Below are 23078 nucleotides of genomic sequence, written 5' to 3'. Positions count from 1 at the left end.
GCGTGCCACGCTGCGGAAGCGGTCATTTCGCCGGACTATCAACGTGTTAGTGAAATGATTGCGCCTGTCGCCTTGCCAACATGCGAGAGGCTCGCGATCGCGCGGATGTTAGAAACGTTACAGACTCGGCCAAGGCCTCAAGCCGAACAGCAAGACAGCGCGGCATGCGACCGCGCTGTCCGATGATCCGATCGATTGGTTGTATTCAGCCGCCGATGATGATCTCGGTGGCGCGGACCAGCGGAATCGCGATCGGCGTCAACCGCTCGGCGATGAAGAACTTCAGCTCGTTCTTCGACAATGAGTCGGGCTCGACCAGGACGTAATGCTCGGCGCCGGAGCGCTTGATCACCTGGCGACCATAGGTGCGCAGCAGCTGGTCGTTGAAGCGGCAGCCGATGAACAGGAAGCTGCGGTCGGTGCGCCGGTCCTTGACCGTGTCGGGTATCGGCGTCTGGATGTCGATGTCGGTCAAGACCTCGACATAGTCGGCATCGGTGATCAGGAAGTTCTTGGCCGGCATGATCCCGCCATGCGGCTTGTAGAGCAGCGTGGTCCAGCTTGCAGCCTTCTCGCGATCGCTCTCGGCGCCCGCGGCGTCATAGAAGCGATACCAGCGGTCCTCGCCGATGCCGGCACGGGTGATGCCCTGCACCTCGCCCCAGTCAGTACGTCCAGCCAGCGCCGTCCGCATGGCGCCGTCATACCAGCTGTCGACGATCATCGGCAGCGGCAGCGACGCCAGATGCTGCTGCAGCGATGTCGGCGCGACCGGCGCGGCAAAGGCTTCAGCCATCAGCGCCGTCACCGTCGAGCGGTGGCGCGTGCTCTCGATGTGCTGGGCTGAAGCCCACGCATTGCCCTTGGCGCGGCGCGGCAGCGCCACCTTGGTGCCGAAGAACGCGGCCAGCGCTTCAGGATTCATCGGCACGTCGGCGCCGGACTGCTCCGACACGGCGGGACCGAGGAACGGGACGACCTTGCCGGCCTTCAGTCCGGCGACAACGTCCTTGAGCAGGGCCTCGGCATCGGCCTGCTTGACGATGTCGATATGAGGAAGCGGCGCGTTCATCACTCGTCCCCTTCGCCACCGCGCTTGCGCGCATTGATCGTGATCGGCAGCCGCGTGTCGGCGGCCATCTGCGGCAATTCCAGCACCCAGCCATTGGCGATGCGGATCCAGCCGCCCCACAAGGACTCGTGCTCGGACTCGACGATGGGCTCCTCGAGGTCCTTTTTGGGGACGTAGATCGACAGGCCCGTTTCCGGCGAGCGGCGGATCATGACTTTCATTGCGTGAGCTCCGTGGATCGAAGGGGGTCCGCCGATTGCGGAGGATGATGCTGCAGCCAGGCCGGCGAGGTCTCGCGCAACCTGGCGACGATATCGGGCAGAGCCTGCAGCACGCGCTCGATGTCCTCGGTCGACGTGTCGCGCGACAAGGAAAAGCGGACGGCGCCGCGCAGCAGATCGGCCGGAACGTTCATCGCGCGCAGCACATGCGACGGCTCCATCGAGCCGGACGCGCAGGCGGAGCCGAGCGAAGCCGCGATGCCGGCCTGGTTCAGGCGCATCACGATCGGCTCGCCTTCCAGATGCTGGAAGGTGATGTTGGAGGTGTTCGGCAGGCGATGGTCCGGATCGCCGAGCACGGCGCAATGGCCGACGCTCTGGATGATGTCCTGCTCCAGCCGGTCGCGCAGACTGCGCACCCGGCCCTGCTCATCGGCAAGATGTCGGCCAGCGAGCTCGGCCGCCTTGCCGAGCCCGACGATCGCGGGCACGTTCTCGGTGCCGCCACGCCGCCGGCGCTCCTGCGGGCCGCCGCGCAGAAGCGGCACGAACGGCGTGCCCTTTCTGACATACAGCGCACCGATGCCCTTGGGACCGTGCAGCTTGTGGCCGGACAGCGACAACAGGTCGATATCGGCGCTCTTCAGATCGATCGGGATCTTGCCGACCGCCTGCACGGCGTCGGTGTGGAATAGCGCGCCGGCCTCATGCGCGAGCTTGGCCAGCTCGGAAACCGGAAACAGCGTGCCGGTCTCGTTGTTCGCCCACATCACCGAGGCGATCGCCGTGCGCGGCCCGAGCGCGCGCCGATAAGCCTCCAGATCGAGGCGGCCGGCGGCATCGACGCCGATCAGATGCACCGCGACGCCCCGCTTGTCCCTGAGGTATTCGACGAGCGACAGGATCGCGGGATGCTCCACCGCCGTCGTGACGATCTCGTTCCGGCCCTCCTGCGCGTCGAGCGCCGACAGGATCGCGGCATTGTCGGATTCCGTCCCGCCCGAGGTGAAGACGATCTCGTGGTCGAAAGCGGCGCCGAGCAGCGCCTGCAGGCTCTTGCGCGCCTGCCTCACGGCCCCGGCGACCTCGCTGCCGAACGCATGCGAGGACGACGCATTGCCGAACTGGTCCGTGAAGAACGGCAACATCGCGGCGACGACCTCGGGATCCGCGCGGGTCGTCGCGTTGTTGTCGAGATAGACCGGGCGCAAGACCGCTCCTTAATGCCGCGCCTTGGCTGCGCCGGCCACCGGAACGAGGCGAACGAACTCGCCGAGCTTTTCGATCATGCGCGCCTGGATGCCTTCGAGCGTCGCGCTGGCGAGCTTGCAGAAAATACAGGCGCCGGCGAGCTTGACCATGATCTTGTTGCCGTCGATCTCGACGAGTTCGCAATCGCCGCCGTCGCGCTTGAGATTCGGACGGACCTCCTCGATCACGGCCCGGATGATCTGCTCGCGCTCGCTCATCTGCGACGGCGCTTCGACGATGCCCTGGGATTCGACCAGCATGGTTTCACTTCTCGCGTTTTGAATGATCGAGCGAAAGATCAGGCGAACGACTTGCCGCAGCCGCAGCTCGACTTCGCGTTCGGATTCTCGAAGGTGAAGCCGGACCCCTCCAGCGCGATGACGAAATCGATCGTCGTGCCCTCGAGATATTCGAGGCTCTTGTGATCGACGAGCACGCGCACGCCCTCGCGCTCGATCACGGTGTCCTCCGGCTCGCTGCCGCTGACGAGACCCATGTTGTACTTGAGCCCGGCGCAGCCGCCGGCTTCGACCATGATCCTGAGGCCGTCGACCGGCTTGTCGGAGGTCGTGATCGCGTTGCGAACCGCATTGATGGCGCTGTCGGTCAGGTTGATCATCATCGTCTCGCCCTTTCCCATTCGGCTGTTGCGAATGGGATTGGCAAGTCCCGTGCCATGCAACAATCGCCTGAAAGACCTCATGTTTTCATGCCGTCGCTGTGGCGTTTCCGACGCATGTCGGGTTTCCGACACGGATGACCGACGCCGGGCCACGGACCAGCCGAAGGAATGTCGCGGCGGAAACCCGACAATGCCCGGAGGTCGCGGGCGAAAGACCAAGTAAATCAAGGCGCAGCACACATCGGCAGACAATTTGCATTCCAGCCCTTTTCGACCGCGCCGTGCGGCGAACGGCTGACCAGGACATGCGAGAGAATTGCTGATGACGACATTGGAGAAGACGGTTGCAATCGAGACCACCGCGCTCGCGCAGCTCGACAAGGAAGGACGGCTGTTGAACGCCGTACTCAAGGCGCCGACCACCAAGCCGGGGCGGTTCGGCTTCCGCGGCGACATCGCGCTGAAATTCCAGACCCAGGTTGCGGACGAGAAGCGCCCGCCGGACTTCTCGATCGAGCAGGTGCTGACGATCGTCAACGACGGCGAGGCGACGATTCCGGTGCTCGTCGGCTACATCCACTCGCTGGCTTATCTGGAGACCGCGGTCGAGGTGCTCAAGGGCCTGCTGACGCCGGACGGCAGCTACTTCATGTTCTGCAACAACATCGATCTGCTGGCGAAGTACCGCATCAAGATGGGCGACGTCACGTTCTATGTGCTGCCCTGCGACGAATCCACCGTCTGGAAGGAGATGATGGATCTCCTCGGAATCGACAAGAACGACATCAAGAAGCTCGATACCGCCGGCAAGCTCGACTACGTGCTCGATGCCGCCAAGAAGTTCAGCGAGAGCTATGAAGTCATCGCCTATGCAGATGCGCTGGCCAAGATGGAGCCGGTGAAGAACCGTAACGAGAACCGGCCGGTCTGACTCTCGTTCCTTCACGCGCAAGCTGAAGTCCCGGCGCTCGCGCCGGGACTTCGTGTGAGAGCTCAGCCTTCTTCACACTGAAGACCCGTCTCTTCGGCCTCCTCGTCATCCTCGACCAGGGTCACGCCGGTCACGCAGATGTCGCCGTCGAGGACACTCAGCGCGACCGGCGTCAGGCTCTCGCCCTTGCACGGGCCGTCGACGCAGAGTCCGGTGCCGATCTCGAACAGCGAGCCGTGCTTGCCGCACAGGATGCGCAGGCCGTTGCCGTCCAGGAACTGGTTGCGTTCCCAGTCGAGATTGACCTTGTCGTGCGGGCACATGTTCAGATAGCCGAACACCTGCTTGCCCCAGCGGATGACGAAGATCGGCCACGGACGATGGCTGCCGTCCTCGGCCACGATCATGAGCTGAAAGCCCATGGCGCGGCGGCTCGGAATGTCGTTGAAGCTGCAGATGGCGTAGGCGACGTCGGTCGTCATGTCAGGCCTCATCGATGTCTGGCGCATGTCCGACATTGCCGCTCTCGGCCCAGCGAGAGCGGCGGTCGGCTCGCTGAAGGACCACGTTGCAAGATTCGCGCAACTCTGCCTGTTCGCCTCGCCTTCTTCGCCGCTGCGGGAGACTGGCACAGAACTTGAAAATTTCTCCTGCAAACGCGGCTTTGTAAGGAGATCGACATGAACGTGGCACTGGAATTCGTCGAGAGCTCGCTCGACGACATCAAGGCGGCGCTGGCTGGCGGCACGCTGACGGTCTACTCGGTGGCACGCCCGATCACTGCAGACAAGGCCGTCGACCGCAGTGGCGTGCTCGCAACCTTCACGTTCGGCTCGCCCGCCTTCGGCCCCGCGGCGGACGGCCTCGAGCAGCCGAACTTCGTTGCGGCATCGGTACCGGCGGCCACCGTCGGCACGCCTGGCTTCGCGCGGGCGCGCAAGGCGGACGGCACCACTGTCGCCGATTTCTCCGCCGGCCCAGGCGAGCGCGAGATCAAGTTCACCGAAATATCATGCTCGCCCGGCGCGCCGGTCACGGTCGCGACCTTCAAGATCATCGCCGAAGGCGGCTGGCCGGAGCGTCCGGAATACTACGACACGCATCCGCGCCCGGGCTATCCGATGCCGAAGACGCTCTGACGCGCCACGTGCAATCATCGGATCGGCATCTCTGTTGGATCAACGACATCGCGAGCGCATCCATGAACACGGACACCTCTGACGCCCTGGTCAGCTCGGATTGGCTGGCACAACATCTGTCCGACCCTGCTATCAAGATCCTCGACTGCACCTGGCACCATCCGAGCACCAACCTGGACGGCCGTACGCAATATCGCGGCCGGCACCTGCCGGGCTCGGTGCATTTCGACATCGACCAGATCGCCGACAAGTCGAGCCCGCTGCCGCACATGCTGCCATCATCGGAGGATTTCGCCCACAAGGTCGGGCTGCTCGGCGTCAGCAATGCCGACCGGGTCATCGTCTATGACCGTCACTATGGCGGCTCGGCCGCGGGCCGTGTGTGGTGGATGTTCCGCGCCTTCGGCCACGACAACGTCGCCCTGCTCGACGGCGGCTTCGGCAAATGGACCAAGGAGAAGAAGCCGGCGGAGATGACGCCTGTGCGCCCCGTGCCGGCGAGCTTCAGCGCGAGCTTCAGGCCGGAGCTTGTGGCAACCTCGGGCGCCGTGCAGAGCTTGCTGCACAGTGGCGGCGCGCAGTTGGTCGACGCCCGTGGGCCGGGCAAGTTCGACGGCACCCAGGCGGACGTGTTCACGTTCAAGCGCCAGGGCCACATTCCCGGCGCCGTCAATCTGCCCTGGGCGGATCTGGTCGACCCCGACACCGGCGAACTGCTGGCCTCTGATGCGCTCGGCGCCCGCTTCGCCGCCGCTGGCGTCGATCTGGCGAAGCCGATCGTCACCACCTGCGCCTCGGGCATCACTTCTTGCATGCTGGCGCTGGCGCTCTATCGCCTCGGTGTTCCGAACGCGGCCGTCCACGACGGCGCCTGGGCGGAATGGAGCCAGCTCGACGACACGCCGGCGGCGGCGTGACAAAGCGGACTTGGATGGCGGGAGCACGAGCATGGCAAAGACCCTGGTCAAGACGACGCAGGACGGCCGCAAGGTCGAGGTGATCGGGCTGGCAATCTGCCTCGAAGGCGAGCTCGAGGCGTTCGAGCTGGTCGAGGTGAAGCTGCATCCGAACCGGCGCAAGATCTGGGAGGCCGCGCCCGACGCCACCCACATGGCCGGCCGGATCACGCTGACGAAGGACGAGGCCGCGATCGTCGAGAGCGCGTTTGCCGCCGCCCAGGCCGAGATTCTCGCCAACCCCGCCGCAATCAACGAACGCTTCCGCATCGCCGCGATGTGGAAGGCCAGGGAACAGGGAATCGAGTAGGCGCCACATTCGGAGTGGTGCGCATCTCCCTCCGCCGTCATTCCGAGGCGCGCACATCGCGAGCCCGGAATCCATAGCAACGACCGGCTATGAGGCAACGACCGGCTATGAGGCGCGAGATGTCCGTGGCGCCTGTGTGTGAAAACAAGAAACATTCGTGGTTATGGATTCCGGGCTCATCGCTGCGCTATGCCCCGGAATGACGCATGGATGAACTGTGCCGCCATGGATGCGGCAGGAAAGACTCGTAGGGTGGCAAAGCCGTCGGGCGACGCGAAGCGGCGTCCGATGGTGCGCCCACCATTGTCGTTCCGGATGCGCAGATGGACGGCGGGCTCGGCGCGTGAGACCGAATCCCCTATTGAGAGACCGCCCAGGCGCCTTTGCCCACCCTACGGACCAATGCCCGTCATCGCGAGCGCAGCGACGCGATCCAGGGCGGCGCGAGGACTCTGGATTACTTCGTCGCCTGCGGCGGCTCGCAATGGCGCTGTGGCGCGCATCCGTCCCTGCTACTGAAAAATCCGGCCACGGTAGTGATAGCCGCCGCCGTCATCGACGTCGAACAGCTCGCCGATGTCCGGATGCTTGACCGGCTCGCCCGAGACGTCGGCGACCAGGTTCTGTTCGGGCACATAAGCGATGTAGCTGCTGTCGCCGCATTCGGCGAGCAGATAGTAGAACGGCTGCTCCCGATCGAGCCGCGTATCCATCGTGATCGCCCGCCAGCCCTCCTCCTCGGAGAACGACAGATCGACGTCGAACACGACATCGCGCAGGTCGTAGACGCGATGCCGGGTCACCTGGCCGATTGTGAACTTTGCTTCCATCCGCAGCATGACGGCACGCTCGACAGTCTCAGGCCGCCGGCGAATGGGTCTGGCAGTTGGTCGGGCAGACCCGGGCGCAGGCGCCGCAGCCGATGCAGGCGCCGGTGTCGTGCATGACCATGATCTTCTTCTCGACCTCGTCATCCTCGTCGTCGTCGAGCTCGACGAACTCGCCCTCGTCGTTGATGCCCTTCAGGGTCATGACCTCGCGGCCGCAGACCTTGTAGCAGCGCCCGCAGCCGATGCACTTGGCCGCATCGATCGCGACTAGGTAGTCCGGCCGCCAGTCGCGGCCGTCACGGGTTGAATTGGACATGGTGACGGGTCCTTGTACAGGCTCACGCGGCCTCGAGCTTCTTCAGCTCGGCCCGCTTCTTCTCCAGCTCGGCGAACGCCTCGTGCGCCTTCTGCGCCGTCGGCAGGATCTGGTCCCAGTTGATGGGCAGCTCCTCCGACAGATCATGCAGGTTCATCTTGGCATCCATAGCGCGCGCCGACAGCTTCTTGATCTCGGCCTTCAGGGTGTCCAGGTCGCTCATCTCTCATCCTCACAGTTCAGTAATTCGCGACATCCTTGAACTTCTCGATCATCTCGACGCCGGCCTTGACGAACTTGTCGCCCTCGTCGGCCAGCTTGCCGAGATTGTCGAAGCCGAAGCGGTGTACGTCGCGCAGCTGCTTGTTGACCACGATCAGCCGGCCGCCGATCAGCACCATGCGGCCGAAGCCCTCGTGACTCATCTTCAGCATCGGCGAGATCATCACGCCGGTGGCCTTCTCGATCGACAGCGCGACCGCGTTGAAGAACAGCTCGAGCCGCCAGATCGTCTCCGGATCGGGATCGCCGATGATCGGCAAAGCGCGCCGCTTCTCCTTGTCCAGGATGTAGGGCTCGAGCAGATCGACATCCTTCTTGCCCTCCCAAGCCCCATGGGTGTCCTGGGCACGCCAGACCTTGATCAGCTCCTTGACAAAGGGCCGCTGCTCGGCGGGGACGGTTTCGACGGCTACCGCGGTATCGGACATGGTGGTTTCCTCATTCCTCGAAATCGAGCGCGCGTTCCTGGCCCTTCGCCAGCGCCTTGCGCAGCCACGGCGGCGGCGTCCCCTTCAGCACGGTCTGCAGCTTGCCCAGGAGATCGGTGATCTCCTCGGGCTGATTGACCTTCATCGGATGGATGTTGTTGGCGACGACGCGCGCTGCGCCGGAGCCTCCGATCGCGGCGACATAGAGGATGGCGCAATCCTTGATCGCCTCGATCTTCGGCGCCAGCTTGTCCTCGTTGCCGTCCTCCTTGAGATCGCCGTCGAACTCGACGCTCTCGACGAAGCGGTAGCCCTCGGGATCGAGATCGTAGATCGCGATGTTCTTGGCCCAGCCGAAATGGGCATCGACGCGTTTCAGATCCTGGGTAGCGAATGCGACTTTCATGTCGTCGGTCCTTTCTCCTCAAGCGTCAATGCAAAGGCGCCACGACGGCGGATTCGGGCGATGCCTGCTGGAAATCCTTCCAGGGATCGATCCAGGTATCCGGCGTCGGCTGATGATTGTCCTCGCGGTCGGCGATGATCAGGTTGGCCAGCGCAAACACCAAGTCGCGGGTGCCGCGATAGCCGACCGTCAGCAGATGCCCTGCGCCCAGCCGGTCGAACATCGGAAAGCCGATCCGGTAGAACGGGATCTTCAGCCGCGCGGCAGCCTGGCGGCCGTGCGAATGCGTCATCATCAGCCCGCAGTCGCGCTGCTTCGCGAGATTCTCCAGATCCTCGAGATCGCCGATCAGCACCTCCTCGCACGGCATCCGCTCGAGCACCGGCGACTGCGTCGTGGTGATGGCGACCGAGATCTCGGCCCCCATGTCGTGCAGCATGCTGGCGACGTCGAACAGCAGGTCCGGCTCGGCGCCGATCGCGAGCCTGCGGCCGCCGATGTGGAAATGCGCGTCCAGCATCGCGTCGGCGAGCTGGCCACGCTGCCGGCGATACTTCGCTGGCACCGGGCGTCCCGAGATCTCGCTCAGGAACGTCATGAACTCGTCGTTCGGCAGCAGCCCGCAGAGACGTTCGAACAACCGGTATGGAACGCCGGTCCTGGCCTGCATCGCCTCCGCCGCGCGCCTCATCTGCGCCCCGATCGCGATCGTCCAGGACGCGCTGCCCATGACCGCGATCTCCTCCAGCCCGATGCCGCCGATCGTCGTCGGTGTGAACTCGTCGGGGATATGACCGTCGAGCGAGCCGCCGATATCCGGCAGGAACGACGGCTCCAGCCCGAAATCCTCGATGATGGTACGCAGTTCCTCGATGTCCCCCGGCGTCAGATGACAGCCCGGCAGCACGTTGACCCGCGCTGGATCGCGCCTTGTCGACGTCGGCTTGTCGACGAGCACCTCGACCATCTTGGCGACGGTCTTGTCCCAGCCATCCTGGAACGCGTCCTTGAAATCCGGCGTGGAGACATAGACCAGCGGATAGTTCGCCAGCTCCGGATGCTTCTCGCGGATCAGCCTGATGTAGCCGTCGACGTCGTCGCCCTTGGTCTCCGTGACCCCGGTGGAACAGATGCCGATGATCTCCGGCTTTTGTCGCTTGTGGATGTTGAGGATCGCCTGCTCGACATTCTCGTAGCCGCCGAGCACGGTGGCGACCTCGCTCATCGCGGTCGTCTGCATCGGCACCGCTTCCTTGAAGTGGCGCACGAACAAGGTCAGGCCGAACGAGGTGCAGCCCTGCGAGCCGTGCAGCAGCGGCATCGCGCCGCGCAGGCCGAGGAAGGCGAACGAGCCGCCGATCGGCTGGCTCATCTTCAGCGGATTGACCGCGCAGGCCTTCTTTCCGATGATGACCTTGGCCATGAGCGCTCCTACTCCGCCGCCTGCAGCAGCTCGGCCGGCGCCTTCTGCGCCGCCAGGATGTCCTCGACCCGACCGGCACAGGCGCCGCAGCCGCCAGAGGCGTTGGTGTGCGTGCGCACACCGGCGACGTCGGTGAGGCCATGCGCCTTGATCGCATCCTCGATGGTGCCGAGGTCGACCGTCTTGCAGTGGCAGATCTTCTTGGCACGCCGCGCGGCTTCAGCTGCGACTGGATCGGCCGCGAGCGCGGCAGCTTCGGCATTGGCCTGAGCGATCGCCCTGGCCTGCCAATTGTTGCTGGCCGTCTCCCAGGGCGCCCGCTTGCGCAGTTGCTCCCACATCGGGTTGTAGATCGCCTTGTCGATCTCGGCGACCAGCTTCACCATGCCGATATAGCCCATATAGGCGTGCGAGCGCTCCTGGTTGATGTCGAGCCAGGGCATCGCCGCCTTCAGTGCCACGAATTGCGACTTGCCGCCCGACAGCATGATGTCGGCCTTGGCGTCCTTGAGCATCTTGTACATCTCGCGCGGCGCCATATCGTCGATCATGTGCGCGTCCTGGCCCATCAGCTCCTTGATGCGCTCCTTGTCCTCCTTGGTGGACTTCTTCACGGAGGTGCCGACCAGCTCCATGCCGGCCTCCTGCAGCGCCGCCACCACCGACCACGATTTCACGCCGCCAGTGATCAGGAGCACCTTCTTGCCGGTGAGCCGTTGCTTGAACGGCTCGATCGCCGCCCAGGCCTTGGCTTCCTCGCGGGCGATCACCGCCTCGGTACGATCCAGCAGATCGGCCGGAGCGCCGCGCTCGACCAGGAGACGCGCGATTTCGCGCAGCGAGTCCGATGAGTCCTGGATGCCGTAGAACGAGCCCTCGAAGAACGGGATGCCGTAGCGCTCCTCCATCTTGCGGGCGACGTTGATCATCGCCTTGGAGCACACCATCATCGCTGCGCGAGCGCGGTGTGACGACGCGACGTTCTTGTAGCGGCCGTCGCCGGAGATGCAGGCGGAGATACGGATGCCGAGCTCGTCGAACAGCGGCTTCACCTGCCAGAGCTCGCCGGAAAGATTGTATTCGCCGATGATGTTGAGGTCGTAGGGGGTGGTCACCTCCGGCTCGACGGTGCCGATGACGTGGTCGAGCAGCGCCTCGCCGGCGAGCTTGTTGCCGAGGTTCTTCGGGCCCACAAAGCCCGGTGCATTGACGGGAATGCACGGCTTGCCGAACTTGGCGGAGGCTGCCTTGCAGACCGCGTTGATGTCGTCGCCGGTCATGGCGGGCACGCAGGTCTGGTAGACGAAGACCGCCGGCGGATCGTACTTCTCGATGATCTCCTTGATCGCCTTGTACAGGCGCTTCTCGCCGCCGAACACGACGTCGGTCTCGTTGATGTCGGTGGTGAAGCCGGTGCGCCAGATCTGCGCGCCCGACGAGGCCGCACCGCGATTGTCCCAGGAATTCCCCTCGCACGCGATCGGCCCGTGCACGAGATGCGCGACGTCCGTCAGCGGCTGCAGGGCGACCTTGGCGCCGTCGAAGGCGCAACCACCGGCCGCGCCGCCCGGCTGCAGCTGCTTGGTGCAGCCCTTCTTGCGCTCGGCCTCGGACTTGTTGGCGTTCTTGCCGCAACCCGGCTCGTTGAAGACGTTCTGGATCGTGGCAGACAGCGAGCTCATCGGCTTCTCCTGTTGGCGGACCTTCTGCGCGTCTTGGTGAGACGAGGAGGCTCCGGCCTCTGCGGCCGTCCCCGTGAGCCTTGTCGTCCAGATCGAAGCGCGGCGGCCCTTGAGGGACCGCCGCGCGCCGTCACTTAGCGGATGATGTCGAAGCTGTAGTCCGACTTGGCCGGCACGTTGGTGTTGCGGTCGATCTCGTCGAAGATCTTGTCGAGGATCGTGACCAGCACGTTCAGGCCGCCCTGATAGCCCCACACCGGATAGCGGTGCTTGTGGTGGCGATCGAAGATCGGGAAGCCGATGCGGATCAGCGGCGTGCCGGTGTCGCGCTCCAGATACTTGCCGTAGGTGTTGCCGATCAGGAAATCGACCGGCTCGGTGAACAGCAGCGAGCGCATGTGCCAGAGATCCTTGCCGGGATACACGTGGCAGTTCTTGCCGAACGGCGAGCTATCGAACACCGCCTGGACCTTCTCGGCCCAGTCTTTGTTGCCGTTGGTGGCGAGCACATGGGTCGGCTCGGCCCCGAGCTCGAGCAGGAACGCGGCCAAGCCGAGGCATAGGTCCGGATCGCCGTAGATCGCGAACTTCTTGCCGTGGATGTGCGCGCTAGAGTCGGCGATCGCGTCGACCAGGCGCCCACGCTCGAGAGCGAGAGATTCCGGGATCTCCTTGCCGCTGATGCGCGACAGCGCCATCACGAAGGCGTCGGTGCCGGTCACACCGACCGGATGGTTGAAGGAGACGACCTCCTGGCCGTGGTTCTTGATGAACGGCAGGGTCTTCTCGGTGCAGAAGTGCTGCATCGAGATCGTCGCCTTGGCGTGAACGGCGTTGGCCGCGTCCTCCAGGGTCGTGCCGCCGTCGTACATACGGAACTCGCCGTCGGTCGGCGTGTCGAACACGTTCGAATTGTCGCCGAGGATCGTATACTCGATTCCCATCGCCTCGAAGATGTGCTTCACTTCCTTGATGTTGCCAACGGTGTAGCCATCGAAACCGCCGATGAAATTGATCTTCTCGTTGGGAACGCGCTCCAGCTTCGGCGCGGTGCCGGCCTTGCCGTCCCAGAAGTGCTCGAGAATGCCCTTCATCGCGTTGTCGTAGCCGGTGACATGGCTGCCGACAAAGGCAGGCGTATGGGCGAAAGGCACGTCGAATTCGGCCGGAACCGAACCCTTCTCCTTGGAGGTCTTGATGAAGGCGTTGAGGTCGTCGCCGATGACTTCCGCCATGCAGGTGGTGGAGACAGCGATCATCGACGGCTTGTACATGTTGTAGGCGTTGGCGAGACCGTCGATCATGTTGTTCAGCCCGCCGAACACAGCCGCGTCCTCGGTCATCGACGACGACACGCAGGAGCTCGGCTCCTTGAAGTGGCGCGACAGATGGCTGCGATAATAGGCCACGCAGCCCTGCGAGCCGTGCACGAACGGTAGCGTCTTTTCGAAGCCGACGGCAACGAACACCGCGCCGAGCGGCTGGCAGGCCTTGGCCGGATTCACGGTCAGCGCCTCACGGGCGAAATTCTTCTCGCGATATTCGGGCGTCTTGGCCCATTCGCGGATGCGCTCGACCTCGGCGGGGTCGCGCGGATTCTCGAACATCTTCTTCTTGTTGGCCAGCATCTGCTGATATTCGGGACCACGGAAAAGCTCGAAGTGATCGAGCACATGTTCGGCAGACTGCGTCATGGGAAAACCCTCTTTATGTTCCTGTGTCGATCAGGGAGCGCTGGCTCTCCGCCGAAGGAGAGCCAGGCCGTGGGTGGTGGTGGTTACTCGGCCGCCTGGAGCAACGGCTTGGGCGCCTGCTTCCAGGGTGCCTTGGCCATCTTCCAGACCGGCGAGTTGATGGCCATGTCCATGTCGCGGGCGAAGATCGCGAAGCCGTCATAGCCATGGTACGGACCCGAGTAGTCCCAGGAGTGCATCTGGCGGAACGGCACGCCCATTTTCTGGAACACGTACTTTTCCTTGATGCCCGAGCCGACCAGGTCCGGCTGGACCTTCTCGACGAACTTCTCGAACTCGTATCCGGTCACGTCGTCGTAGATCAGCGTGCCGTCCTTGACGTAGTGCTGGGCGGTGCGCTGATAATCGTCGTTGTGGCCGAACTCATAGCCGGTACCGACGACCTCCATGCCGAGGTCCTCGTAGGCGCCGATCACGTGGCGCGGACGCAGGCCGCCGACGAACAGCATCACGGTCTTGCCTTCGAGGCGCGGCCGGTACTTGGCGATGACGGCGTCCATCAGGGGCTGGTACTTGGCGATGACACGCTCGGCACCCTCCTTGATCTTGTCGTCGAAATAGCTCGCGATCTTGCGCAGCGATTCGGCGATCTTGCTCGGTCCGAAGAAGTTGTATTCGCACCACGGAATACCGTACTTCTCTTCCATGTGGCGCGAGATGTAGTTCATCGAGCGGTAGCAGTGCAGCACGTTGAGCTTCGCCTTCGGCGTCGCCTCGAGCTCCGCCAGCGAGCCGTCGCCCGACCACTGGGCGATCACGCGCAGACCCATCTCCTCGAGCAGGATGCGGGACGACCAGGCGTCGCCGCCGATGTTGTAGTCGCCGATGATCGCGACATCGTAGGCCGACGGCTCGAAGCGCGGCGCGGCATCGGCCGGGAGCTTGTCGAACACCCAGTCCCGGATGGCGTCGTTGGCGATATGGTGACCCAGGGACTGAGACACACCGCGGAAGCCTTCGCAGCGCACGGGGACGATGGTCTTGCCGTCATACTCTTTCGACTTGACCTTGGAGACCGCCTCGATGTCGTCGCCGATCAGGCCGATCGGGCATTCCGACTGCACGGTGATGCCGTTGTTCAGCGGGAACAGCTCCTGGATCTCGTCCATGATCTTGGCGAGCTTCTTGTCGCCGCCGAAGACGATGTCCTTCTCCTGGAAGTCGGAGGTGAACTGCATCGTCACGAAGGTGTCGATGCCGGTCGTGCCGATGTAGTAGTTGCGGCGCGCCGCCCAGGAGTACTGGCCGCAACCGACCGGACCGTGGCTGATGTGGATCATGTCCTTGATAGGTCCCCACACCACGCCCTTCGAGCCGGCGTAGGCGCAACCGCGGATGGTCATGACGCCGGGGATCGACTTGATGTTCGACTTGACGCCGCAATCCGACTTGCCGTTCTCATGCACGTTGAGATGCTTGGCACGGCGCTTGGCGGTCTTTTCCGGATAAACCTTCAGGACCTCGGCGATCAGTTCCTTGTTGCGCGCCTTGATCTCGGCAACGCTTTGTTTCTCGATGACGCTCATCTGGCTTTCCTCGATGATCGGTTGCGGAGGTGCTCCGGCCCTTGGAGACGAAGGGCCGGAGCACCGGTGGCGGTTACGCCGTTGCGGCGAGCTCGGCGGCGGACTTGCCGATCTGGCTCTCGTCCACGGCCTTCATGATGCCGTGCTCCATCAGCATGTCCTCGAGCTCGTCCATCGTGATCGGCGTCGGGATGATGCCCTTGCCGCCGTTGTTGTGGATCTTCTGAGCCAGCGAGCGGTAGTGGCCGGCCTGGACCGAGTCCGGCGCGTATTCCAGCACGGTCATGCGACGCAGCTCGGCGTGCTGCACGATGTTGTCGCGCGGCACGAAGTAGATCAGCTGCGTGCCGAGCTTCTTGGCCAGCGCCTCGGCAAGCTCCAGCTCCTTGTCGGTCTGGCGCTCGTTGCAGACCAGGCCGCCCAGGCGCACGCCGCCGGAATTCGCGTACTTCAGAATGCCCTTCGAGATGTTGTTGGCGGCATACATCGCCATCATCTCGCCGGACATCACGATGTAGATCTCCTGTGCCTTGTTCTCGCGGATCGGCATCGCGAAGCCGCCGCAGACCACGTCGCCGAGCACGTCGTAGGACACGTAGTCGATGTCCTCATAGGCGCCGTTCTCCTCCAGGAAGTTGATCGAGGTGATGACGCCGCGGCCGGCGCAGCCGACGCCCGGTTCCGGACCGCCGGACTCGACGCAGCGGATGTCGCGATAGCCGACCTTCATGACCTCCTCGATCTCGAGGTCCTCGACGCTGCCGGCGGCGGCGGCCAGGCTGAGAATGGTGTCCTGCGCCTTGGCGTGCAGGATCAGACGGGTCGAATCCGCCTTGGGATCGCAGCCGACGATCAGGATCCGATGACCCATCTCGGCGAGCGCCGCGAGCGTGTTCTGCGACGTCGTCGATTTGCCGATGCCGCCTTTGCCGTAGAATGCGATTTGTCGAAGTGATGACATTCTGCTCTCCATCAACCGATTGCCAATGTCCCGCATGCGCCTTGCATGACGAGACCGCGTCCTCTCTCCAGAACCGGCAGACGGGTTATTGGGAAGGAGAGCATCGCTCGTCCGAAGCGTCGGCGTGCACTCAGCCCTCAACCTTTGCCTGAGCCCAGTTTTGCAACTGATGTGCCAGAGCTTTGGAATCGTTAAAAAGGCCATGTTTTGAAAGAGATGCGGCCAAGCTCGGCGCTAGGATGTACTTGTTGCAAATCCGACATCGGGGGTTTTCACCCGACGCTCCCGCGCCGTGCTGTCCGAAACGACACATGCCGCCGCGGCTCCGAGCGACGCTTCCGTAGAGAACACCGCGGAACGCTCGCCGAGGCCGGCCTGGAGCGGCGGTACGGAGTTTGCTTGATGTAGATCAAACCCGCTTTCGAACGGGCCAGCAGGAGTACTTTTGATGGCGAGCAAGGCGCGCGTCTTTGTCATTGAAGCCGATCAGGTGATCCGCTCGGCGCTCGGCTACATTCTCAGCGAGCGTCACGAGACCTTCACCTTCGCGGAGACCGCGGATGCACTGAGCAAGGCCGTGCGGGCCACACCCGATGCCGTCCTGGTCGGGAGCAGCATCCTGGAGGACGACGGCGCCGAGACCGTCGGCATGCTTGCCCGGAAGATGCATCAGGCTGGCATCATCGTGGTCGCGGGATCGACCCGATCGCCGCTCGCGCTGGCCGGCCTGCAGCAGGGCGCGGAAGCCGTCATCGCCAAGCCGATCACCTTCGACGGCGTCACGCACGCGGTCGATTCCGTGCTGGCACGGCGCGGGAGCGAACCGGGCCCGACGGCATCGCCGGCCCGCATATCCACGGAGATCAGCCGGTGACACGGAGAGCCTGATGTTGAAGATGACCCAGACCACGGCGCCGGGGGCGCCGGACATCGAGGACATCGTCGAGAATTTCGCGCTGCTCGACGACTGGGACGACCGCTACCGCTATGTGATCGAGCTCGGCCGCGGCCTCCCGCCGCTGCCCGACGCCGACCGCAATGATGGCAACAAGGTGCAGGGCTGCACCAGCCAGGTCTGGCTCGCCACCACCGTGCGGCACGACGCCGCAGCACCGGCGCTCCACTTCATCGGCGACAGCGACGCCCACATCGTTCGCGGCCTGGTCGCGATCCTCCTGGCCATGGTGTCGGGCCGCACGGCAAGCGATATCCTGGCCGCCGATCCGATCGCCCTGTTCGAGAAGCTCGGCCTGCGCGAGCATCTCACGCCCCAGCGCTCCAACGGCTTCCGCTCGATGGTCAGCCGCATCAAGGCGGATGCGCAGGCGGCGCTCGCGGCGGCGGCATGAGATCCCGCTTTTCAATTCGTTTCGTTGATTAGTACAGCTTGTCGCGGCAGCGGTGGTGCACCCTCTCCCCTTGTGGGAGAGGGTGGCGGCCCCTGGCGATGCGAAGCATCGCCCTGGGCCGCCGGGTGAGGGGTTCTCTCGGCATATTCAGACGGTCGTGGCTCGCCGAGACAACCCCTCACCCGAGTTTGCCTGGGACTCACAGCGGTGCTGCCCTCTCCCACAAGGGGAGAGGGCGCATCAATCGGCACCGTCTCTTTGCGATCATCAAGCGTAGGGCAAGTCGTCTCTACGCGAAAAACTCCTGCGCCTTCCTCAGCGCGCGCACGAGGACATCGACCTCTTCCCGCGTGTTGTACATCGCGAACGAGGCACGGCAGGTCGCCGTCACGCCGAAGCGTTCCAGCAGCGGCATGGCGCAATGGGTGCCGGCGCGGACCGCGACGCCGGAGCGGTCGATGACGGTGGCGAAGTCGTGGGCGTGGGCGCCCTGCATCTCGAACGAGACGATCGCGCCCTTGTCGGCGGCATTGCCGATGATGCGCAGCGAGTTGATCTCGCGCAGCTGCTCGGTGGCATAGGCGACGAGATCATGCTCGTGCGCCGCGATGCGCTGCTTGCCGATCGAGGCGACGTAATCGATCGCCGCGCCGAGCCCAGCCGCTTCAACGATCGGCGGCGTGCCGGCCTCGAAGCGATGCGGCGGGTCGCCATAGGTGACAAAGTCCCGCGATACCTCGCGGATCATCTCGCCGCCGCCGTTGAACGGCGGCATCGCGGCCAGGAGCTCGCGCTTGCCGTAGAGCGCGCCAATGCCGGTCGGACCATAGATCTTGTGCCCGGTGACGCAGTAGAAGTCGGCGTCGAGATCGCGGACGTCGACCTCCATGTGCACGGCGGCCTGCGAGCCGTCGACCAGCACGGGAATGCCGCGGGCGTGCGCGATGCGGATGACCTCCTTGACCGGAACGACGGTGCCGAGCACGTTCGACATCTGTGTCATCGCCACCATCTTGGTGCGTGGCGTCAGAAGCTTCTCGAACTCGTCAAGCAGGAAGTTGCCATCGTCATCGACCGGAGCCCATTTGATGACAGCACCCTGGCGCTCCCTGAGGAAATGCCAGGGAATGATATTGGCGTGGTGCTCCATGATCGAGAGCACGATCTCGTCGCCCGGCCCGATGCGCTCGCGCCCGAAGGTCTGCGCCACCAGGTTCACCGCCTCGGTGGCGCCGCGGGTGAAGATGATCTGCTCCGGGCTCTCAGCATTGAGGAACGCCGCGACCTTGGCACGGGCGCCCTCATAGGCCTCGGTGGCGGCGTTGGCGAGATGATGCAGGCCGCGATGCACGTTGGCATATTCGGACGTATAGACCTGGTTCATCCGGTCGAGCACCGCCTGCGGCTTCTGCGCCGAGGCGGCGTTGTCGAGATAGACCAGCGGCTTGCCGTGCACCTGCATGCCGAGGATGGGAAAATCCGCCCGGATGCGGCCGACGTCGTAGCCGCTTCCCTGCACCGCTGCATGCATCATCTACTCCCGTCGTCCGAGCCAGCCCAGCATCGCCTCGGTCAGCGCCGCCCGCACGCTCTCATTGGCCGCGCCTTCGATGATCTCGCCGATGAAGGCCTGGATCAGCAGCGCCTTGGCCTCCTTGGGCGGAATGCCGCGCGCCATCAAGTAGAACAACAGCTCATCGTCGATGGCGCCGGTGGTCGTGCCGTGACCACACTGCACGTCGTCGGCGAAGATCTCGAGCTCCGGCTTGCTGTCGGCCTCGGCCTCGTCGGACAACAGCAGCGCCCGCGACATCATCTTGGCGTCGGTCTTCTGCGCGCCGGGGCTGACGGTGATCTTGCCCTGGAACACCGCGCGCGCGGTATCGCCGACGACGGCCTTGAAGGTCTCGCGGCTCTGGCCGTTCTCGGCGGCGTGCTCAATAGCGAGCGTGGCATCGGCATGCTGCGTGCCCGACAGCAGCGCGCCGCCGCGGATATCGGCGACGGTGCCCTCACCCGCAAGGCGGACGAACAGCTGATTGCGCACCAGGCCGCCGCCGGCAACGAAGCCGAGCTGGTTGAAGGTCGCGCGCGCGCCGATATTGGCGAGCAGCGAGCCGATATGCAGCGCGCTGTTGCCCTCGCTGACGACCTTGACGTGATCGATCCGCGCCTCGTCGCCGACGACGAGTTGCATTGCGGCGTTCACCTGATACTCGCTGCCGTCGCGTCCCTGATGCGTCTCGACTATGGTGGCGCTGGCGCCGGCACCGATATTGACCAGCGACCGCGTGAACATCGAGGTCGCGACCCAGTTGGTCGTGACGAAGGCGACATGGATCGGCCGGCTCAGCACGGTGCCCGGTGCGACCAGGATCACGACCCCATTGGCGGCCAGCGCGGTGTTGAGCGCCAGCGCCGGATCGTCGTCCGGCACCATCGGGCCGAGACGCTGCGACAGCAGCGGCTTGTCGGCGGCGAGCGCGTCGGCCATCGGCTGGATGGTGAGGCCAGTCTCGAGATCGGCGAGGTCCGACAGCTCGGGCACGAAGGCGCCGTCGACGACCATCAGCTTGCGAAAGCCGGCGCTGGCGAACAAGTCGCGCGCCTCGCGCGCCTTGGCCTTCGCAGCATCGTCCGGAAGCGAAGCGAGACGCTTCGCCTCCTTCATCTGCGTGCGAAGATCGGTGTAGCGCCAGGCTTCGACGCGCCGATGCGGCAGGCCGACCGCGTTGAAGCGGTCGAATGCGGCGGCGCGCACCGCCGTGATCTCCTCGCCACCCGGGAGATAGCGGCGGGCGCCCTGATAAAGATCGGCCAGTCCGAGCTCGGCCTTGGTCTTGCGGATCGCGACGCCCATGCTCGTGCTCCTCGCGCTCTTACGCCGCTTCGCTCTGATACTGGGCGTAACCGGTCGCCTCGAGCTCGCGCGCGAGGTCCGCGGTCCCGGTGCGGACGATGCGCCCTGCCGCGAACACGTGGACGATGTCGGGCACGATGTAGTCGAGCAGCCGCTGATAATGGGTGATCACGATCATGCCGCGCTCGGCGGATCGCAGCGCGTTGACACCGTTGGCGACGACCTTCAGCGCATCGATGTCGAGACCGGAATCGGTTTCGTCGAGCACGCAGAGCGAGGGCTGCAGCAGCGCCATCTGCAGGGTCTCGTTGCGCTTCTTCTCGCCGCCGGAGAAGCCGACATTGAGCGGCCGCTTCAGCATCTCCGCATCGATGTTCAAGGTCTTGGCGATCTCGCGCACGCGCTTGATCAGGTCGGGCGACGACAGTTCCTCCTCGCCGCGCGCCTTGCGCTGGGCGTTGAAGGCGGCGCGCAGGAACGTGAGCGTCGCGACGCCCGGGATCTCCAGCGGGTACTGGAAGGCGAGAAACACGCCCTTGGCGGCGCGCTCGTCGGCCTCCATTGCCAAGAGATCCTCGCCGTTGAGATAGACCTCGCCGGCGGTGACCTCGTAGCCGGGCTTGCCGGCGAGCACGTAGGACAGCGTCGACTTGCCGGCACCGTTCGGCCCCATGATGGCGTGGATCTCGCCCTTGTTCACGGTCAGGTCCAGGCCCTGGATGATCTTCCGTCCGCCGGCGATCTCGGCGTGGAGTCCCTTGATTTCGAGCAGGGCCGTCATCGAACACTCCTTCTGATGTTGTCGCCGCGCGACGCCGTCATCCAACCGAACCTTCGAGCGAGATCGAGATCAGCTTCTGCGCCTCGACGGCGAATTCCATCGGCAGCTGTTGCAGCACGTCCTTGACGAAGCCGTTGACGACGAGGCCGACCGCTTCCTCTTGGCTAAGACCGCGCTGGATGCAGTAGAACAGCACGTCCTCGGAGATCTTGGACGTGGTTGCCTCGTGCTCGAACACCGCCGAGGAATTCTTTGCCTCGATGTAGGGCACGGTGTGTGCGCCGCATTTGTCGCCGATCAAGAGCGAGTCGCAGGCGGTGAAGTTGCGCGCCCCCGACGCCTTGCGATGCGCGCTGACCAGGCCGCGATAGGTGTTCTGCGACTTTCCGGCGGCGATGCCCTTGGAGATGATCCGGCTCGACGTGTTCTTGCCGAGATGGATCATCTTGGTGCCGCTGTCGACCTGCTGGAAGCCGTTGGAGATCGCGATCGAGTAGAACTCGCCGCTGGAATTGTCGCCACGCAGGATGCAGCTCGGATATTTCCAGGTGATCGCCGATCCCGTCTCGACCTGGGTCCAGGAGATCTTGGAATTGGTGCCGCGGCAGTCGCCACGCTTGGTGACGAAATTGTAGATGCCGCCGACCCCTTCCGAATTGCCGGGGTACCAGTTCTGCACCGTCGAATATTTGATCTCGGCATCATCGAGCGCGACCAGCTCGACCACGGCGGCATGGAGCTGGTTCTCGTCGCGCTGCGGCGCGGTGCAGCCTTCGAGATAGGAGACGTAGGCGCCCTTGTCGGCGATGATCAGGGTGCGCTCGAACTGGCCGGTGTTGCGCTCGTTGATGCGGAAATAGGTCGACAGCTCCATCGGACAGCGCACGCCCGGCGGGATGTAGACGAACGAACCGTCGGAGAAGACCGCCGAATTGAGCGTGGCGAAATAATTGTCGGTGGTCGGCACCACCGTGCCGAGATATTTCTGCACGAGGTCCGGGTGCTCGCGCAGCGCCTCGGAGATCGGCATGAAGATCACGCCGGCCTTTTTCAGCTCCTCCTTGAACGTCGTCGCCACCGACACCGAGTCGAACACGGCATCGACCGCGATCCTGCTGCGCGGCGCAGCCGCCTCGCCGTCGACATTGGCTTCCGCCGCCGCAGGCCGCTCGACGCCCTCGAGGATTTCGACCTCGCGCAGGGGAATGCCGAGCTTTTCGTAGGTTTTCAGGATTTCCGGATCGATCTCGTCGAGCGAGGCCACCTTCTTCTTCGGCTTCGGCGCGGCGTAATAATAGAGATCCTGATAGTCGATCCTGGGATAGCCGACCCGTGCCCAGGTCGGCTCGGTCATGGTCAGCCAGCGGCGATAGGCCTCCAGCCGCCATTCCAGCATCCAGGCCGGCTCGTTCTTCTTGGCCGAGATGAAGCGGATGGTGTCTTCCGACAGCCCCTTCGGAGCCTTCTCGGATTCGATGACGGTCTCGAATCCGTAGCGATATTGATCGACGTCAATGCCCTTGACCCGATCAATGGTCTCCTGAACTGCTGCCATCGCTCACTCCGCTTGCAATGTTTCCGCCGCGGCCCGCGTCAGGCAGGGACGCAGGTGTCCGGCACCGGACAGACAGCAGCGCATTGCGGCGCGTCGAAATGGCCTTCGCACTCCGTGCACTTCTTCGGATCGATGATGTACATGTCGTTCTTGAGCCGAATGGCTGCGTTCGGGCACTCGAACTCGCATGCCCCGCAGACCGTGCATTGTGAGGCGATGATCTTGTAGGTCATGTGCAGCTCCCGCGATTCCTGCGACATCGAGCGATGTCATTCGCGCGTTATCTTTCAAGCGCCGTGCCAGAGAGCATTTGGTTGATTTCTAAGGAGGATTCTAAAGTTCACCGGTCACGGCGAGCTGTCGCTCTCCCGACAGCATGTCGCAAGTGCGACAGGACGCGAGGTAAGCGGTAGTCTCCGAAAT

At 64.2% G+C, this 23078-nt stretch carries 27 protein-coding genes; 6 read left to right on the top strand and 21 right to left on the bottom strand.

From position 1 onward, the window contains the following. Positions 1–205: 205 nt before the first annotated feature. Genes QX010_RS13475 through QX010_RS13455 form a run of 5 tightly spaced genes read right to left on the bottom strand, consistent with a single transcriptional unit; the run spans position 206 to position 3163 of the window. Positions 206–1072: an SIR2 family protein gene (locus tag QX010_RS13475; RefSeq protein ID WP_316179949.1), complete on the bottom strand. Its 867-nt coding sequence runs from the start codon at positions 1070–1072 to the stop codon at positions 206–208. Continuing rightward, positions 1072–1293, bottom strand: a complete 222-nt coding sequence (gene nifT, locus QX010_RS13470; protein ID WP_315713133.1) for a putative nitrogen fixation protein NifT — start codon at positions 1291–1293, stop codon at positions 1072–1074. The genes QX010_RS13475 and nifT overlap by 1 nt, the downstream gene beginning before the upstream one ends. Beyond that, a complete protein-coding gene (gene nifS / locus QX010_RS13465; protein WP_316179947.1) occupies positions 1290–2504 on the bottom strand; it encodes a cysteine desulfurase NifS in 1215 nt (404 codons plus the stop codon). Before nifS ends, nifT begins: the two co-directional genes overlap by 4 nt. 9 nt (positions 2505–2513) lie before the next feature. Continuing rightward, positions 2514–2804: a NifU family protein gene (locus QX010_RS13460; protein WP_316179946.1), complete on the bottom strand. Its 291-nt coding sequence runs from the start codon at positions 2802–2804 to the stop codon at positions 2514–2516. Positions 2805–2842: 38 nt separating this feature from the next. Then, positions 2843–3163: a HesB/IscA family protein gene (locus QX010_RS13455; protein WP_257170758.1), complete on the bottom strand. Its 321-nt coding sequence runs from the start codon at positions 3161–3163 to the stop codon at positions 2843–2845. A gap of 325 nt (positions 3164–3488) precedes the next feature. On the opposite strand from QX010_RS13455, the gene QX010_RS13450 reads away from it, so the two are divergent. After that, entirely contained in the window at positions 3489–4097 is a 609-nt protein-coding gene (locus QX010_RS13450; RefSeq protein ID WP_315803686.1) for a hypothetical protein, read from the top strand. 62 nt (positions 4098–4159) lie between these two features. On the opposite strand, the gene QX010_RS13445 is transcribed toward QX010_RS13450, so the two are convergent. Further along, positions 4160–4579 (bottom strand): Rieske (2Fe-2S) protein, encoded by a 420-nt coding sequence (locus QX010_RS13445; RefSeq protein ID WP_315803687.1) that lies wholly within the window; start codon positions 4577–4579, stop codon positions 4160–4162. A gap of 198 nt (positions 4580–4777) precedes the next feature. Between QX010_RS13445 and QX010_RS13440 the strand changes: the two genes are divergently transcribed. The 3 genes from QX010_RS13440 to QX010_RS13430 all read left to right on the top strand — a co-directional run bounded on the left by QX010_RS13440 (position 4778) and on the right by QX010_RS13430 (position 6502). Next, the gene (locus tag QX010_RS13440) at positions 4778–5236 is read left to right on the top strand and encodes a hypothetical protein (protein ID WP_315803688.1); all 459 of its coding nucleotides are present in this window, start codon (positions 4778–4780) and stop codon (positions 5234–5236) included. A gap of 62 nt (positions 5237–5298) precedes the next feature. Beyond that, complete coding sequence (locus tag QX010_RS13435; protein ID WP_316179943.1) at positions 5299–6153, top strand: sulfurtransferase; 855 nt, start codon at positions 5299–5301, stop codon at positions 6151–6153. A gap of 31 nt (positions 6154–6184) precedes the next feature. Next, positions 6185–6502 (top strand): hypothetical protein, encoded by a 318-nt coding sequence (locus QX010_RS13430; protein WP_315713146.1) that lies wholly within the window; start codon positions 6185–6187, stop codon positions 6500–6502. 512 nt (positions 6503–7014) lie between these two features. Here QX010_RS13430 and hspQ read toward each other — a convergent pair. The 10 genes from hspQ to nifH form a co-directional block, all read right to left on the bottom strand. Beyond that, positions 7015–7341 carry a heat shock protein HspQ gene (hspQ, locus tag QX010_RS13425; protein ID WP_316179941.1) on the bottom strand — a complete coding sequence of 109 codons (327 nt, stop codon included), beginning with the start codon at positions 7339–7341 and terminating at the stop codon, positions 7015–7017. A gap of 19 nt (positions 7342–7360) precedes the next feature. Next, positions 7361–7648 (bottom strand): ferredoxin III, nif-specific, encoded by a 288-nt coding sequence (fdxB, locus tag QX010_RS13420; RefSeq protein WP_008960273.1) that lies wholly within the window; start codon positions 7646–7648, stop codon positions 7361–7363. Between the two features lie 22 nt (positions 7649–7670). Next, positions 7671–7871 (bottom strand): CCE_0567 family metalloprotein, encoded by a 201-nt coding sequence (locus tag QX010_RS13415; protein ID WP_006609662.1) that lies wholly within the window; start codon positions 7869–7871, stop codon positions 7671–7673. Positions 7872–7887: 16 nt separating this feature from the next. Beyond that, positions 7888–8358: a NifX-associated nitrogen fixation protein gene (locus QX010_RS13410; protein WP_316179939.1), complete on the bottom strand. Its 471-nt coding sequence runs from the start codon at positions 8356–8358 to the stop codon at positions 7888–7890. A gap of 10 nt (positions 8359–8368) precedes the next feature. Further along, complete coding sequence (gene nifX / locus QX010_RS13405) at positions 8369–8764, bottom strand: nitrogen fixation protein NifX (RefSeq protein ID WP_315803692.1); 396 nt, start codon at positions 8762–8764, stop codon at positions 8369–8371. Between the two features lie 25 nt (positions 8765–8789). Further along, positions 8790–10187 carry a nitrogenase iron-molybdenum cofactor biosynthesis protein NifN gene (gene nifN / locus QX010_RS13400; RefSeq protein WP_316179937.1) on the bottom strand — a complete coding sequence of 466 codons (1398 nt, stop codon included), beginning with the start codon at positions 10185–10187 and terminating at the stop codon, positions 8790–8792. Positions 10188–10195: 8 nt separating this feature from the next. Further along, positions 10196–11869, bottom strand: a complete 1674-nt coding sequence (nifE, locus tag QX010_RS13395) for a nitrogenase iron-molybdenum cofactor biosynthesis protein NifE (protein WP_316179935.1) — start codon at positions 11867–11869, stop codon at positions 10196–10198. A gap of 134 nt (positions 11870–12003) precedes the next feature. Beyond that, positions 12004–13563: a nitrogenase molybdenum-iron protein subunit beta gene (gene nifK / locus QX010_RS13390; protein ID WP_316179933.1), complete on the bottom strand. Its 1560-nt coding sequence runs from the start codon at positions 13561–13563 to the stop codon at positions 12004–12006. Positions 13564–13646: 83 nt separating this feature from the next. After that, on the bottom strand, positions 13647–15149 hold the full coding sequence (nifD, locus tag QX010_RS13385) for a nitrogenase molybdenum-iron protein alpha chain (RefSeq protein ID WP_315803696.1): 1503 nt from the start codon (positions 15147–15149) through the stop codon (positions 13647–13649). 73 nt (positions 15150–15222) lie between these two features. Further along, a complete protein-coding gene (nifH, locus tag QX010_RS13380) occupies positions 15223–16110 on the bottom strand; it encodes a nitrogenase iron protein (RefSeq protein WP_315803697.1) in 888 nt (295 codons plus the stop codon). A 448-nt stretch (positions 16111–16558) separates the two neighbouring features. Here nifH and QX010_RS13375 point away from each other — a divergent pair, with 448 nt between their 5' ends. Both QX010_RS13375 and QX010_RS13370 read left to right on the top strand, forming a co-directional pair. Beyond that, entirely contained in the window at positions 16559–16984 is a 426-nt protein-coding gene (locus tag QX010_RS13375) for a response regulator (RefSeq protein WP_316179931.1), read from the top strand. Positions 16985–16997: 13 nt separating this feature from the next. Further along, complete coding sequence (locus QX010_RS13370) at positions 16998–17459, top strand: SufE family protein (RefSeq protein WP_316179929.1); 462 nt, start codon at positions 16998–17000, stop codon at positions 17457–17459. Between the two features lie 289 nt (positions 17460–17748). Here QX010_RS13370 and QX010_RS13365 read toward each other — a convergent pair whose 3' ends face one another. The 5 genes from QX010_RS13365 to QX010_RS13345 are packed head-to-tail and all read right to left on the bottom strand — an operon-like array spanning position 17749 to position 22888. After that, positions 17749–18990: a cysteine desulfurase gene (locus QX010_RS13365; protein ID WP_316179927.1), complete on the bottom strand. Its 1242-nt coding sequence runs from the start codon at positions 18988–18990 to the stop codon at positions 17749–17751. Positions 18991–18993: 3 nt separating this feature from the next. Further along, entirely contained in the window at positions 18994–20319 is a 1326-nt protein-coding gene (sufD, locus tag QX010_RS13360; protein WP_316179925.1) for a Fe-S cluster assembly protein SufD, read from the bottom strand. A 19-nt stretch (positions 20320–20338) separates the two neighbouring features. Beyond that, entirely contained in the window at positions 20339–21100 is a 762-nt protein-coding gene (gene sufC / locus QX010_RS13355) for a Fe-S cluster assembly ATPase SufC (protein ID WP_316179924.1), read from the bottom strand. A gap of 37 nt (positions 21101–21137) precedes the next feature. After that, on the bottom strand, positions 21138–22655 hold the full coding sequence (gene sufB / locus QX010_RS13350) for a Fe-S cluster assembly protein SufB (protein WP_316179922.1): 1518 nt from the start codon (positions 22653–22655) through the stop codon (positions 21138–21140). A gap of 38 nt (positions 22656–22693) precedes the next feature. Then, positions 22694–22888, bottom strand: a complete 195-nt coding sequence (locus tag QX010_RS13345; RefSeq protein ID WP_006609648.1) for a 4Fe-4S dicluster domain-containing protein — start codon at positions 22886–22888, stop codon at positions 22694–22696. Between the last annotated feature and the right edge of the window lie 190 nt (positions 22889–23078).

The organism is Bradyrhizobium sp. SZCCHNRI1009 (genome assembly GCF_032487575.1).
Classification (GTDB): Bacteria; Pseudomonadota; Alphaproteobacteria; order Rhizobiales; family Xanthobacteraceae; genus Bradyrhizobium.
This window is presented reverse-complemented; position numbering and strand designations above follow the sequence as displayed.

Excerpts from the sequence above, each read along its gene's own strand:
- QX010_RS13475 (WP_316179949.1), bottom strand. The coding sequence starts at position 1,072 with ATGAACGCGCCGCTTCCTCATATCGACATCGTCAAGCAGGCCGATGCC.
- nifT (WP_315713133.1), bottom strand. The coding sequence starts at position 1,293 with ATGAAAGTCATGATCCGCCGCTCGCCGGAAACGGGCCTGTCGATCTAC.
- QX010_RS13460 (WP_316179946.1), bottom strand. The coding sequence starts at position 2,804 with ATGCTGGTCGAATCCCAGGGCATCGTCGAAGCGCCGTCGCAGATGAGC.
- QX010_RS13455 (WP_257170758.1), bottom strand. The coding sequence starts at position 3,163 with ATGATCAACCTGACCGACAGCGCCATCAATGCGGTTCGCAACGCGATC.
- QX010_RS13450 (WP_315803686.1), top strand. The coding sequence starts at position 3,489 with ATGACGACATTGGAGAAGACGGTTGCAATCGAGACCACCGCGCTCGCG.
- QX010_RS13445 (WP_315803687.1), bottom strand. The coding sequence starts at position 4,579 with ATGACGACCGACGTCGCCTACGCCATCTGCAGCTTCAACGACATTCCG.
- QX010_RS13440 (WP_315803688.1), top strand. The coding sequence starts at position 4,778 with ATGAACGTGGCACTGGAATTCGTCGAGAGCTCGCTCGACGACATCAAG.
- QX010_RS13435 (WP_316179943.1), top strand. The coding sequence starts at position 5,299 with ATGAACACGGACACCTCTGACGCCCTGGTCAGCTCGGATTGGCTGGCA.
- QX010_RS13430 (WP_315713146.1), top strand. The coding sequence starts at position 6,185 with ATGGCAAAGACCCTGGTCAAGACGACGCAGGACGGCCGCAAGGTCGAG.
- hspQ (WP_316179941.1), bottom strand. The coding sequence starts at position 7,341 with ATGCTGCGGATGGAAGCAAAGTTCACAATCGGCCAGGTGACCCGGCAT.
- fdxB (WP_008960273.1), bottom strand. The coding sequence starts at position 7,648 with ATGTCCAATTCAACCCGTGACGGCCGCGACTGGCGGCCGGACTACCTA.
- QX010_RS13415 (WP_006609662.1), bottom strand. The coding sequence starts at position 7,871 with ATGAGCGACCTGGACACCCTGAAGGCCGAGATCAAGAAGCTGTCGGCG.
- QX010_RS13410 (WP_316179939.1), bottom strand. The coding sequence starts at position 8,358 with ATGTCCGATACCGCGGTAGCCGTCGAAACCGTCCCCGCCGAGCAGCGG.
- nifX (WP_315803692.1), bottom strand. The coding sequence starts at position 8,764 with ATGAAAGTCGCATTCGCTACCCAGGATCTGAAACGCGTCGATGCCCAT.
- nifN (WP_316179937.1), bottom strand. The coding sequence starts at position 10,187 with ATGGCCAAGGTCATCATCGGAAAGAAGGCCTGCGCGGTCAATCCGCTG.
- nifE (WP_316179935.1), bottom strand. The coding sequence starts at position 11,869 with ATGAGCTCGCTGTCTGCCACGATCCAGAACGTCTTCAACGAGCCGGGT.
- nifK (WP_316179933.1), bottom strand. The coding sequence starts at position 13,563 with ATGACGCAGTCTGCCGAACATGTGCTCGATCACTTCGAGCTTTTCCGT.
- nifD (WP_315803696.1), bottom strand. The coding sequence starts at position 15,149 with ATGAGCGTCATCGAGAAACAAAGCGTTGCCGAGATCAAGGCGCGCAAC.
- nifH (WP_315803697.1), bottom strand. The coding sequence starts at position 16,110 with ATGTCATCACTTCGACAAATCGCATTCTACGGCAAAGGCGGCATCGGC.
- QX010_RS13375 (WP_316179931.1), top strand. The coding sequence starts at position 16,559 with ATGGCGAGCAAGGCGCGCGTCTTTGTCATTGAAGCCGATCAGGTGATC.
- QX010_RS13370 (WP_316179929.1), top strand. The coding sequence starts at position 16,998 with ATGTTGAAGATGACCCAGACCACGGCGCCGGGGGCGCCGGACATCGAG.
- QX010_RS13365 (WP_316179927.1), bottom strand. The coding sequence starts at position 18,990 with ATGCATGCAGCGGTGCAGGGAAGCGGCTACGACGTCGGCCGCATCCGG.
- sufD (WP_316179925.1), bottom strand. The coding sequence starts at position 20,319 with ATGGGCGTCGCGATCCGCAAGACCAAGGCCGAGCTCGGACTGGCCGAT.
- sufC (WP_316179924.1), bottom strand. The coding sequence starts at position 21,100 with ATGACGGCCCTGCTCGAAATCAAGGGACTCCACGCCGAGATCGCCGGC.
- sufB (WP_316179922.1), bottom strand. The coding sequence starts at position 22,655 with ATGGCAGCAGTTCAGGAGACCATTGATCGGGTCAAGGGCATTGACGTC.
- QX010_RS13345 (WP_006609648.1), bottom strand. The coding sequence starts at position 22,888 with ATGACCTACAAGATCATCGCCTCACAATGCACGGTCTGCGGGGCATGC.